Source organism: uncultured Arthrobacter sp. (genome assembly GCF_902805515.1).
Lineage (GTDB): Bacteria > Actinomycetota > Actinomycetes > Actinomycetales > Micrococcaceae > Arthrobacter_D.
Genome location: NZ_CADCTE010000078.1, coordinates 1 through 12,254, shown reverse-complemented (window position 1 = coordinate 12,254; position 12,254 = coordinate 1). Strand labels below are relative to the sequence as shown.

Here is a 12,254-nt window from a genome sequence, read left to right as displayed (position 1 = left end):
GCGACGACGGTTCCGGGGCCGGTGGTGGTGGCGCCGCCCGTGGTGAGCTGCACGGACAGTGGCACGACCGTCTCGGGTGAGGCGAGGGAGATTCCGCTGATGTTCTCCAGTGCGCTCAGGTCGATGTTCTCGCCGGTTGCGATCAGGTCGGCGTCGAAGATCAGCGTGGCGGCGCCGGATTCGGTTTGGGTGTTCACAATTCCTTGGAGGCCCATGACGAGACTGACGAGCACAATCATCGGCGCCGCGCCTGAGGCGGTGCGGCGCACGGCGTCGCGCAGGTTCGCCACTGCCAGGCCCGCGACCGGTGAGCGGCGCGACCAGGGTGTGAGTGCCAGAGCCGCGGCGGGCACGAGCAGGGGTGAGAGCCGGCTCATCGCGACCGAGCCGGTCATGATGATGCCAAGGCCGAGCAGCAGTGGGAGGACCAATCCGCCGGCCGTCGCGGCGACGTAGGTCTGGAGGGCGGTCAGCGCCAAGGCAGTGATGGCCACGATCCATCGACCAAGGGTCATGACGCGCCGTTCACCGCTGCTGCGGCGCAGCGCATCCAGGGGACTGACTTTGGTGGCGCTCTTGGCTGCACCCCGGGCGCCGGCGAGGCAGACCGTGAGGGCGGCGATCAGGTCGACCACCAGGACTGCGGGTTGGATGGGGGTGGCGAGGTCTTCGGGGAAGAAGCCGAGCCGGGACAGAAGAAATCGCTGCACGGTGGTCAGTACTGTTCCGAGCAGGGCCCCGGCCAACGCGCCGAGCAGCGCGGCGAGGAAGGCTTCACCGAGCAGGAGCCTGCGGATCTGGCGCCTGGTCACGCCGCCGAGTCGAAGGATAGCGAGATCACCCCGGCGCTGGTCAACGGCAAAACCGAAGGTCGAGCCAACAACGAAGATGGTGAGGAAAATGCCGATCATCAACGCTATCCCGGTCAGCTCGCTGCCATTGGCGGCAGCCAGGCGGAATGCTTCTGCTTGTTCGGGGGTCAAACCGGTGGGCGCGTCGGCGTCCTCGACGCCGAGGATGATCGTCAGGCCGGCATGGACGATAGCGACCCCGGCGGTCACGGCCAGGAGGGTGCCGACGAAGAGCTGCCAGCGGTCGGCAAAGGTGCGCAGGGCCAGGCGGATCATCCCTGCACTCCCGTACCGGCCAGCGTCTCGAGCTCGGCTAGGGTGGCGGCGATCTGGTTCGCGTCGGCGCCGTTCAGAGTTGCGACGAGGCGTCCATCGCGCAGGAACGCCACATGGTCGGCGCGGGCGGCGGCCGACGGATCATGGGTGACCATCAGGATTGTCTGGGCCTGCTCATCGACCAGGGCGCGAAGGAGATCCAGCACCGTGGCGGCGGAGACACTGTCCAGGGCTCCGGTGGGCTCGTCAGCGAACAGGATGCTCGGCCGGGTGGCCAGGGCGCGGGCAATGCCGACGCGTTGCTGCTGCCCGCCGGAGAGTTCGCGTGGCTTATGGCGGGTGTGCTTGCCCAGGCCCACGGAGCTCAGGGCTTCGGCCGCGGCCCTGTTGGCGTCACGGCGTCCGGCCAGACGCAGCGGCAGGGCGACGTTCTGCGCTGCGCTAAGGGCCGCGACGAGGTTGAACTGCTGGAAGATGAATCCGATCTCGGTGCGCCGCATCCGGGTCAGCACGTCATCGCTGAGGCTCGCGATATCGTCACCATTAAGAAGGATCTGCCCTGCGTCAGGGGTGTCCAGCCCGGCAGCACTGTTCAGAAGGGTGGATTTGCCTGACCCCGATGGCCCCATGACCGCTGTCCAGGAACCACGACGAAGCCCGATCGTGACCTGGTCGAGCGCCGTGAGGGTGGATTTGCCTGACTGGTAGGTGCGTGTCACATCGTTGAGCTGCAGCACCATGTTCTGCGGGGCGGTTGTGGTCATATATCCAGTACACCGTGGGACCCCCGGGCTGCGCAGTGGGGCCAAACCGTCGATCCAGGGTATGGCTGGCCCTACCTTCTTTGCGCCGGTTCGTCTTTACACTGGTCAGGTGATCACTGCGGAGTCAACACATCAGGCCCTGCCGGTCATCAGGCACTGGAGAGCGGTGCTCTACTCTGCGGCCGTCTGCATCCGGGCCCTGGTGGTCATTTCCGTTGTCGTGCTGCTGGGCACACCGATCGGGATTGCGCTCACCGGCCCTGTGCGCGGCACCGATACCGCTGTGGGCCTGGTTACCGCGGGTCTGGCGCTGCTGGGTGTGGGACTCCCGCTTATCTCGGTCGTTCTTGCCCGGGTCGACTGGAGCGGGGCGACCACTCTGCTCGACCAATCCGCTGGGGGGCCTCCGGGTATCCGGCTCCGTGAGCCGCGGACCCTCATCCGCCCATTGGCCTACACCGTGATGATGCTCACGATCGGCGGAGCCATTGCCGTCTTCGCCGCGCTGGTCGTCCTGGTATCCCTTGTCGCCCTGATTAGCCCGCTGCTGACGGCAATGGGAGACCCGGTGGTTATTGGGCCGTTCACGGTGAGCACCGTACCCCAGTCGGCGTTGGCATCGGTCATCGGAGTCGGCGTGCTCACCGGGCTCGTTGTCACCTCACCGGCTTTCTCCAAGGCTCATGCCTTGCTGGTCCTCCAGGTGTTGACCCGGCCGGAGCAGCGCCTCCAGCATGACCTGACTCTGACCGCGCAGTCGCGGGCGCGCCTGGTGCGTGCCTTCGACATCGAACGCCGCCGTATCGAGCGGGATCTGCACGATGGCGTGCAGCCGCAGCTGTTGTCGGTCAGCATGACGCTCGGGCTCGCCCTGGCCGCCATGCCCGATGATGCCCCTGGCCGCTCTGACGTGGCCCGCGCCCAGGACCAGGCCAAGCAGACCCTGGGTGCCTTGCGCAGCTTCGTCCGAAATATCCATCCCCAGGTCCTCATCGATCACGGCCTCGGCGCAGCCATCCGTGAACTGGCCGACACGCTTACCCTCCCCATCGCTGTCGAGGACCGGCTGGCCGGCCGCTTGCCTATCGAGATTGAGACGAACCTGTACTTTTGCGTCGCCGAACTCCTCACCAACGTCGTCAAGCATGCAAACGCCGGGCAGGCCCAGGTCCGGCTCCAGCGGCCCGCGCCCGGACTGGTGGAGGTCCGGGTCCGGGACGATGGTGGCGGTGGAGCAGGCACTGCCCATCGGGCCAACGGCGGACTCGACGGCATCTCTGACCGCATCGCCGCCCTGGATGGAGATCTGGAGATCGACTCGCCCCTGGGTGGACCGACAACCATCACGATCACCATCACCGTCCCCGCAGTTGGGAAGGGCCACCCGGATGACTGATTCCGCTGCCTCCGGCCCGGCCGCATTGGAACCGGTGCGGGTGGTCATCGCTGAGGACAACGCGTTATTGCGCGAGGGGCTGCAGGTGCTGCTCGAACGTAACGGGTTCGTCGTCGCCGCGGCGGTGGATACGGGCGAGAAGTTGATCGCCGCTGGACGCGACGCCGGGCCGGACCTCGTGGTCACCGATGTGCGCATGCCGCCGACGTTCCGCTCTGAGGGGCTCGTCGCGGCGGTGCGCCTGCGTGAAGAAAACCCTTCCCTTCCGGTGGTGGTCCTGAGTCAGTATGTCGAGCAGAGTTACGTCGCCGAACTGCTCGACAGCGCCGGTGGGGCCGGAATTGGCTACCTGCTCAAGGACAGGGTCAGCGACGTCGCGGACTTCGTGAACACGCTGCGCCGCGTTCACGCCGGCGGTACGGCGGTTGACCCGGCGGTTATCAGTCAGATGATCAGGCGGCACCGCGATCCGTTGGCCGGGCTTACTCCCCGTGAGCGGGAGGTGCTGGCCGTCATGGCCGAGGGCCACTCCAACGGTGCTATCGCGCGGCGTCTGTTCGTTTCTGAGGCAGCGGTCGTCAAGCATATTGGTAACGTCATGATGAAGCTTGACCTGCCGCCCAACGACGATCAGAACCGCCGGGTTGCGGCTGTGTTGACGTACCTGCGCAATCAGGAGAGCTGAGCCAATCCAGCACTTGTCCGGGGCGGCCGTGCAACTCGCCCGGGAGGCGACCTCCGGGGAATCCGATGGCCACCTGGGCCCCGGTTCGGTATCGTCGCCGGAATGACGACATCGAGCCCAACGACCTCAAGTCTCGTGACGGGTGCCGGGCGCGGCATCGGCGCAGCCATTGCGTACGCGCTCGCGGGCGCAGGTCACCGGGTGGCCGTGCACGCAGGGCACGATGCCGACGCCGCCGAGCGGGTGCGGGCCGGGCTGCCCGGTGACGGCCACGCCGTCGTCGTCGGCGATCTCGCCTCGCACGAGGCCTGCCGGCGGGTCTTCGACGAGGCGGCGCGGGAACTCGACGGCATCGACGTGCTGGTCAACAACGCGGGCATCTTCCAAGCCCACCCCGTGGACGGCACCTCCTATGAAGACTGGCAGCAGGCGTGGCGGCACACCCTCGAGGTCAACCTGATGGGCCCGGCCAACCTGTCCTGGTTGATGGCCGACCACCTGATCCACCGCTCCCGGGGACCCGCCGGCGGGCGGCTGATCAGTGTGGGCTCCCGCGGCGCCTACCGGGGTGAACCGACCACCCCCGCGTACGGCGCGAGCAAGGCAGCCCTCCACTCAATGACCCAGTCGCTCGCCGTGGCCCTGGCCCCGCACGGCATCGTCGCGGCCGCCGTCGCTCCCGGGTTCGTCGACACTCGGATGGGCCGGCCGGTGCTGCAGGGCGCCCAGGGCGACGCCGTCCGCGCCCAAAGCCCGTTCGGGCGGGTCGCCGAGCCGGAGGAGGTTGCCGCCGTCGTGCTGTGGCTGGCGACCGGCGCCCCGGAGTGGGTCAGCGGAACCGTGGTCGACGCAAACGGGGCGTCCTACCTGCGCTGACCGCTGGTAGGACGCCCCGTTAACCGCGTGCCAGGCTACAACCGCTGGGTGCGGGAAAGCACCGTCTGGATGATGACCACCACGGCCAGGAAGATCCCGGACACCACCGCCTGCACCGAGGACGTGAGGGAGCCGACCTGGTTGATCAGGTTCTGGATGACGGTCAGCAGCAGCACCCCCGCCGTCGTCCCGATCAGGTTGCCGCGGCCGCCGGTGAGCAGCGTCCCGCCGATGACGACGGCGGCGATGGCGCTCAGTTCAAGCCCGACGCCGACGGTCGGCACGCCCGAGGAGGAGTAGGCCGCGTTCAGCGCCCCGGCGAGGCCGGCGCACAGGCCGCTCACCACGTAGACGCTGAACTTCACACGGGCCACCGGCAGACCCATCAGCACCGCCGCGCTCTCGGAGCCGCCGACGGCCAGGACCGTCTGGGAGCCCCTGCCGCGGGCGAGCAGCACCGAACCGATGACCACGACGACCACGGCGATCACCACCGGCCAGCGCAGGCCGAGCAGGCCGCCCTGGCCCAGGGCGGTCACCGATGCATCCTTGATCAGCGGGGTGTTGGCACCCTCGTTGGTCAGGGCGAAAACCAGGCCGCGGATGCCGAGCAGGCCCGCCAGCGTGACGATGAAGGGCGCCATCCCGCCATAGGCGATCAGCAGGCCCTGGAGAATGCCGACGGTCCCGCAGACCAGCAGCGGCAGGAGCACGGCGCCGGCGATGCCCCAGGTGGAGCCGTAGGCGGCGAGGATCCCGCCGAGCGCGTAGACGGAGCCGACCGAGAGGTCGATCCCGCCGGTCAGGATGACGAAGGTCATGCCGACGGCGACGATGAGCAGGAACGAGGACTGGGTGGCGATATTCGTGAAGTTGCTCACGGTGGGGAAGGTGGGGAAGGCAAAGCTGCCGACCACCAGCAGCAGCCCCAGGACGATTGCCGCCCCGTAGCGCTGCACGTTCCCGGCGATGCGCTCGCGCGTGACCTGCTTGGTCGTTGCCGGTCCGACACTGGGTTCGAGGGCCAGGCTCACTTGAGCACCGCCTTTCCACGCTGGAGGTAGACCGCGAGGAGGATGATGACGGCCTGGGTGATCTGGGAGTACGCATCGGGCACGTTGTGCTTGATCAGCGACGCCGCGATGAGCTGAAGGAGCAGGGCGCCGGCAACGGTCCCCAGAACCTTTACCTGGCCGCCGCTGAGCGGGGTGCCGCCGATCACGACGGCGGTGATCGCCGACAGTTCGATGAGGTTCCCGACGGTCGAGGGCACCGAGGCACTGAGCCGTGCTGTCTGAATGATGCCGGCGATGGAGGCGAGCGCGGCCGTCAGGATGTAGATGGTGATCAGCACGCGCTTCACCGGGAGTCCCGCCAGTTCGGCGGCCCGCCGGCTTCCGCCGATCGAGACCAGCTGCTTGCCGAAGGTCGTCCGGTTCACCAGCACCGCCACCAGGCCCACGAGGACCAGGGCGAGCAGGACGCTGTAGGGCACCCCGGCGATGGTTCCCCGGCCCAGGGCCAGGAAGCCCGGGTCGATGACGGACTTGAGCTGCTCGTCGGCCACCAGCAGGGCGATGCCGCGCCCGGCGACCATGAGGGAGAGTGTCGCCACGATCGGCTGCACCCCGATGAGCGCGATCATCGTGCCGTTGGCCAGCCCGATCAGGCAGCCGGCGAGGACCGCAAGGATCGCCGCCGGCAGCGGGCCGTACCCGATGTAGAGGGGGATCACCGCGGCGGAAAGGGCCATGACCGCACCGACGCTGAGGTCGATGCCCTCCGTGCCGATCACCAGGGCCATGCCGAGGGCCACGATGAGCACCGGCACGACCTGGATGAACTGGACGCGGAAGTTATCGATCGTCATGAAGTTCGGGGTGAAGAACAGGTTGAACAGCAGGAGCAGCGCAATGGCCAGGTACACGCCGTACCGCTGGAGGAAGACCAGCGCCGCTCCCTTCTGCGGCAGGCGGACAGCGGACGTTACGGCACTCACAGGCGTTCCTTAATCTCAGCTGGTGACTCGTCGGCCGGTGCGTGGTTTTCGCCCACCAGCGCGGCCATGAGGTGTTGCTCGGTGACCTCGCTGCCGCGCAGCTCCCGCTCGACGGAGCCGTCGCGCAGGACGACGACGCGCGCGGATCCCTCGACGACTTCCTCGAGTTCGGAGGAGACCAGGACGATCGCCAGGCCTTCGTCGGCCAGCTCGTTGATGAGCGCCTGGACCTCGGCCTTGGCGCCGACATCGATCCCGCGGGTGGGCTCGTCGAGCAGCAGGACCTTCGGGTTCATGGCCAGCCAGCGGGCGATCATCACCTTCTGCTGGTTGCCGCCCGACAGCTCGGACACCACCTGGTTGGGGCTCGCGGCCTTGATCCGCAGGCGCTTCATGAACACGTCGACGATGGCGTCCTGCTTGGCGCGCGAGGTGAACCCGGCGCGGGAGAGGCGCGGCAGGGCGGCCAGGACGATGTTGTCGCGGATGGAGAGGTTCGGGACGATGCCTTCGGCCTTCCGGTCCTCGGGGAGCATGACCACTCCCGCCTTGATGGCGGCCGCGACCGACCCGCTGCGCACGCGCTTCCCGTCGACCGTGAGGCTTCCCTCGTCCAGCTGCATGACCCCGGCCATCGCCTTGAGCGTCTCGGAGCGCCCGGAGCCGAGCAGGCCGCCCAGGCCCACGACTTCGCCGGGCCGGATGTCCAGGCCGATGCCGCTGATCTGGTGCTTGCGGCTCAGATCCCGGGCGGTGAGGACCGGTTCGCCCTCGCCCTCCTTGACCTCGCCGAAGGCGGTCACGCCGCCGCGCTTGACCTTCTCCACCGACCGTCCGAGCATCAGGGCCACCAGTTCGACCCGTGACAGGTCGGTCAGGCGCCCGTTGTGGACCACCTTGCCGTCCCGCAGGACCGTGACCGTTTCGCAGATGGCGAAGATCTCGTCCATCCGGTGGCTGACGTAGACGATTGCAATGCCCTGCGAGCGGAGCATCCCGATCACCCGGAAGAGGGTCTCCACCTCGCGGGCCTCGAGCGACGACGTCGGTTCATCCATGATGACGACGCGCGCGTCGATGGAGACGGCCCGGGCGAGCGCGACCATCTGCTGCATGCCGAGGGCCAGACTGCGCAGCGGACGGCGCACGTCGACGTGGATGTCGTACGTGGCCAGGAGGGCGCGGGCGTCCTCCTGCATTTTCCGGAAGTCGATCAGGCCGAACCGGTTCCGGGGCTCGCGGCCCAGGAAGATGTTCTGGGCCACCGTCATCAGGGGGACGAGATTGACCTCCTGGTAGATGGTGCTGATCCCGGCGTGCTGGGCGTCAACCGGTTTGGCGAAGCTTGCCGGTTCGCCATGGAGGAAAATCTGGCCCTCGTCCGGCTGGTACACCCCGGTGAGGACCTTGATCAGCGTCGACTTCCCGGCGCCGTTCTCTCCCATCAGGGCGAGGCTTTCACCGGCGCGGAGGGTGAAGTCGACGCCCTGCAGGGCCGCGACTCCGGTGAAGGTCTTGCCCACTCCGCGGGCTTCGAGCACGGGTGCCGGTGCGGCGGTGCTGAGCTGGTCTGTCACGTTCGCTGCCTTTCTGGAACGGTGGTGGGGGGCGGGACCGGTGCGGCCCCGCCCCCGGGGAATCAGTACGCGGAGCTCACCCGTTCGGCAGCATTCGAGGGGTCGTATTCCGAATCGGCGATGATGATGTCCTGCCCCACCGGCTTGCCGTCCATGAAGTCGACCAGGGTCTGGAAGGCCAGCGGACCGAAGCGGGGGTTGGATTCGATGACGCCGTTGTAGGAGCCGGCCGTGATCTGTTCGACCGCGTTCCGGGTGCCGTCGATGGAGTAGATCTGGATGTCCTCGCCCGGTGTCTTGCCCGCAGCGACGATCGCCGCCTGGGCGCCCAGGCCCATCTCGTCGTTCTCCGCGTAGATCGCGGTGATGTCCGGGTTGGCCTGGAGCAGCTGTTCGGTGACCGACTGGCCCTCGTCGCGGGCGAAGTCGCCGGTCTGCTCGGCCACGATCTCGATACCCGGCGCCTCGGCGGCGACCTGGTCCTTGAATCCCTTGGTCCGGTCGGTGGTGACGGCGTTGCCGGAGGAGCCCAGCAGGATCGCGACCTTCGCCTCCCCGCCGGTGCCCTCGATCAACTGGTCGGCGGCGCGCTTGCCCTGCTCCACGAAGTTCGAGCCCAGGAAGGTGACGTAGTCCTCGCAGGGGGTCGCGTTGACCTTGCGGTCGATGGTGATGACCGGGATGTTCTTGTCGCGGGCCGCCTGCAGGGCAGGCTCCAGGCCGTCGGAGTTCAGGGGAGCGACGATGAGCGCCTGGGCACCCTGGGAGATCATGTCCTGGATGTCGGAGATCTGCTTGGACAGGGTCGACTGCGCGTTGGTGGTGATCAGCTTCTTCACCCCCAGCTTCTCGGCTTCATCCTTGATTGACTGCGTCTCGGCGATGCGGAAGGGGTTGTCCTCCTTCTCCGACTGGGAGAACCCGACGACGGCGTCCTTCAGGTCGATCTTCTCGGCTCCGTAGTCCTCAATGGAGCAGGTGGGGCCCTCGGAGGAGGCGACGGACTGCTGAGTTCCCTCAGGGGTCTCGGAGCCGCCTCCCGAGCCCCCGGTGGTGGTCCCCGTGTTGGTGCAGCCGGTCAGGGCGAAGCCCAGCACGGCGGCACAGGCCAGGGACTTGAGGATCGGGGTGGCGTGCAGATTCATGATTCCAACTTCCTTGTTGAGTTTCGTGCTCGGCCGCGGCCCCGACTGCTGTGGCGGGGCCCCGAAGGGTCGTGCGGGGACTACCGGCCGCGCCGGTAGTCCAGGTAGACAGTTTTCTTGCGGGTGTAGCGCTCGAAGCCGTGCTGGCCGTCGTCGCCGCCCAGACCTGACATTTTCCACCCTGTGTGGAAGCCCTGCACCTGCTCGGGGCCGGTCTGGTTGATGTACACCTCGCCGAACTCGAGGTCCTCGGTGAGCGAGAGGGCCGTCCGGAAGTCCTCGGTGTAGGCGTACGCCGTGAGGCCGTAGTCGGTCGAGTTGGCGTACTCCACCACCTCGTCGTAGGTGTCGAAGGGGATGATCGGAAGCACCGGGCCGAACACCTCCTGCTGCACGATGTCCATTTCATTGCTGACCCCGGTCAGGACCGTCGGGGCGAACCAGAACCCCTTGTCGTCCTTGAGGTCCTCGGGCCGGCCGCCGCCGGTCTCAAGCCGCGCACCGGCGCCGACCGCGCCGTCGACGAAGGCCTTGACCTTGTCCCATTCGGCCTGGGAGACCTTGGGGCCGATCTGGCTGCCCTCGTCCAGCGGGTCCCCGACCACGAGCCCGTTCACCTTCTCCAGGAGGCGCCGCACGAACTCGTCGTGCACCCCCCGCTGGACGTAGGTGCGCTCGTTGCAGGTGCAGACCTGCCCGCAGTTCCAGAACCGCGACTCGAACGCCTCCTGCACGGCCAGGTCGAGATCGGCGTCGTCGAAGACGATGACGGGCGCCTTGCCGCCCAGCTCGAGGGACACCGGGATCACCTTGTGCGCCGCCTGGGCCAGGATCTCCCGGCCCGCGCGGGTCGACCCGGTCACGGTGACCATGCCCACCAGCGGGTGTTCGACGAGAGCCTTGCCGATGCTGCGGCCCCCGCCGGTGAGGACGCTCACCAGGCCGGCCGGGACGCCCGCCTTTTCGCAGATCTTCGCCATGGCGAGGGCCGACAACGGGGTCAGCTCGCTGGGCTTGAGCACGATGGCGTTGCCGGCCATCAGGGCGGGGGCCACCTTCCGGGCGAAGATCGCCGCCGGGAAGTTCCACGGGATGATCGCCGCGACGATGCCGATGGGTTCCTCGCGCACCGTCAGCTGGCGGTTGGCCGCCGAGGAGGCGACCACCTCGCCGACGTTGCGGTACTTCTGGGTGAGCGCGAAGTCGAAGAAGGCCTTGACCCCGCCGATTTCCCCGCGCGCCTCGGTGATCGTCTTGCCCTGTTCGGCGACGACGATCTGCGCCAGTTCCTCGGCGTGCTCCTCGACGGCGTCGATGACGCCGGCCAGGACGTCGGCGCGCTCCGCGTAGGTGCGCCGGCCCCAGTCCTTCTGGGCCTTGTAGGCGACGGCGAGCGTCTCCTCAAGGTGTTCCGGGCCGGCCTCGGGCACTTCGGTGAGCACCTCGCCGGTGGCCGGGTTGTCGATGGGCCGGGTTTCCTCGGTGGAGACCCAGCGTCCGCCCACGAGCATGGCGGGTGTTGATCCAAGCAGGGAGTTCTCGCTCAGGAGGGGAATGCTCACAACTGTCCTTTCGGGAACGGGTTGGGGGGTGGGGCTGGGCCGGAAGGCTCAGCTCATGACCATTCCGCCCTCGACGTTGTAGGTCTGGGCCGTGATGTAGTCCGAGCCGGAGCCGGCAAGGAAGATCGCCAGCGGCACGACGTCCTCGGGAACGGAGGTGCGGCCCAGCGGGATCATGTCGGCGGCGCTCTTGAAGGTCTCGCCCTCGGCCTTTCCGGTGATCTCGCCGAACTGCTTGTCGACTTCCTTCCAGTAGGGGGTGTCGACGATGCCCGGTGCCATCGCGTTGACGTTGACGCCGTACTCGGCCATGGCCATGGCGGTGGACTGGGTGATGGAGATGACGGTGGCCTTGGAGGCGCAGTAGGCGGCTACGAGTGCCTCGCCGCGGCGGCCGGCGATGGAGGCCATATTGATGATCTTGCCGCTGCGCTGCTTGCGCATCGGTTCGCACACCGCCTGGGTCAGGAAGAACAGACCCTTGACGTTGACGTTCATGATGCGGTCCCACTCTTCGGGGGTGGTCTCCCAAAGTGGCTTGATCAGCCCGATGCCGGCGTTGTTCACCAGAATGTCGATCCGGCCGTGCTCGTTCACGATGTCTTCGGTGACGGCCTTGGACTGCTGGGGATCTGCGACGTTGAGGGAAACGGCTGAGGCCGATCCTCCCGTGGAGCGGATGGCCTCGGCGGCTTCCTTCGCCCCGTCCAGGTTCAGGTCGGCGATGACGACATGTGCGCCTTCTCCGGCGAACCCGACCGCCATAGCCTTGCCCATTCCAGAAGCGGCGCCGGTGATGAGTGCTACCTTGCCCTCAAGTGATCCCATGTGTTTCTCCTCAGTAGTATTCCGGCGGCGCGGAGCGCGCCCTTCGCCTGATGCGGCTGAAAAACCGGTTTTCTGCTGTGATCCAGATTACAGCGGAGGACACGACTGTCAAGGCGAAAAGCTGGCGGCGGGGTGGGTTGCAGCGCCGGTGAGGGGGTGGAAGGCAGCGGGGGAGGCGAGGTCGGGCGCGGTGGGAGTGGGGCGTGCGCGCGGCGGGGCGCGGGGAAGGACCCCGTGTCCGGACCGCCGAAACTGCAGCTAACCACCCTTCGGGCCCGGCAAAGCGTGGTGATCT

General features: G+C 67.7%; 11 protein-coding genes. 3 read left to right on the top strand and 8 right to left on the bottom strand.

Annotated features, from left to right (window positions below):
• Both QZX79_RS06810 and QZX79_RS06805 read right to left on the bottom strand, forming a co-directional pair.
• The coding region (locus QZX79_RS06810; RefSeq protein ID WP_294566492.1) for an FtsX-like permease family protein at positions 1-1,127 on the bottom strand (1,127 nt) is incomplete at its 3' end.
• Positions 1,124-1,891: an ABC transporter ATP-binding protein gene (locus QZX79_RS06805; protein WP_294566490.1), complete on the bottom strand. Its 768-nt coding sequence runs from the start codon at positions 1,889-1,891 to the stop codon at positions 1,124-1,126. The genes QZX79_RS06805 and QZX79_RS06810, both read right to left, overlap by 4 nt.
• Before the next feature lie 166 nt (positions 1,892-2,057).
• Here QZX79_RS06805 and QZX79_RS06800 point away from each other — a divergent pair, with 166 nt between their 5' ends.
• The 3 genes from QZX79_RS06800 to QZX79_RS06790 all read left to right on the top strand — a co-directional run bounded on the left by QZX79_RS06800 (position 2,058) and on the right by QZX79_RS06790 (position 4,848).
• The gene (locus QZX79_RS06800) at positions 2,058-3,287 is read left to right on the top strand and encodes a histidine kinase (protein ID WP_294566487.1); all 1,230 of its coding nucleotides are present in this window, start codon (positions 2,058-2,060) and stop codon (positions 3,285-3,287) included.
• 34 nt (positions 3,288-3,321) lie between these two features.
• On the top strand, positions 3,322-3,972 hold the full coding sequence (locus QZX79_RS06795) for a response regulator transcription factor (RefSeq protein ID WP_366484766.1): 651 nt from the start codon (positions 3,322-3,324) through the stop codon (positions 3,970-3,972).
• A gap of 102 nt (positions 3,973-4,074) precedes the next feature.
• On the top strand, positions 4,075-4,848 hold the full coding sequence (locus QZX79_RS06790) for an SDR family NAD(P)-dependent oxidoreductase (RefSeq protein ID WP_294566480.1): 774 nt from the start codon (positions 4,075-4,077) through the stop codon (positions 4,846-4,848).
• Positions 4,849-4,883: 35 nt separating this feature from the next.
• On the opposite strand, the gene QZX79_RS06785 is transcribed toward QZX79_RS06790, so the two are convergent.
• The 6 genes from QZX79_RS06785 to QZX79_RS06760 all read right to left on the bottom strand — a co-directional run bounded on the left by QZX79_RS06785 (position 4,884) and on the right by QZX79_RS06760 (position 11,959).
• Entirely contained in the window at positions 4,884-5,882 is a 999-nt protein-coding gene (locus tag QZX79_RS06785) for an ABC transporter permease (RefSeq protein WP_294566477.1), read from the bottom strand.
• Positions 5,879-6,847, bottom strand: a complete 969-nt coding sequence (locus QZX79_RS06780) for an ABC transporter permease (protein ID WP_294566474.1) — start codon at positions 6,845-6,847, stop codon at positions 5,879-5,881. Before QZX79_RS06780 ends, QZX79_RS06785 begins: the two co-directional genes overlap by 4 nt.
• Entirely contained in the window at positions 6,844-8,424 is a 1,581-nt protein-coding gene (locus QZX79_RS06775) for a sugar ABC transporter ATP-binding protein (RefSeq protein ID WP_294566472.1), read from the bottom strand. Before QZX79_RS06775 ends, QZX79_RS06780 begins: the two co-directional genes overlap by 4 nt.
• Positions 8,425-8,486: 62 nt before the next feature.
• Complete coding sequence (locus QZX79_RS06770; protein WP_294566469.1) at positions 8,487-9,569, bottom strand: ABC transporter substrate-binding protein; 1,083 nt, start codon at positions 9,567-9,569, stop codon at positions 8,487-8,489.
• A gap of 80 nt (positions 9,570-9,649) precedes the next feature.
• Positions 9,650-11,131 carry an aldehyde dehydrogenase family protein gene (locus tag QZX79_RS06765; protein WP_294566465.1) on the bottom strand — a complete coding sequence of 494 codons (1,482 nt, stop codon included), beginning with the start codon at positions 11,129-11,131 and terminating at the stop codon, positions 9,650-9,652.
• A gap of 48 nt (positions 11,132-11,179) precedes the next feature.
• Positions 11,180-11,959, bottom strand: coding sequence for a glucose 1-dehydrogenase (locus QZX79_RS06760; protein ID WP_294566462.1), 780 nt, complete (start codon positions 11,957-11,959; stop codon positions 11,180-11,182).
• Positions 11,960-12,254 lie beyond the last annotated feature (295 nt).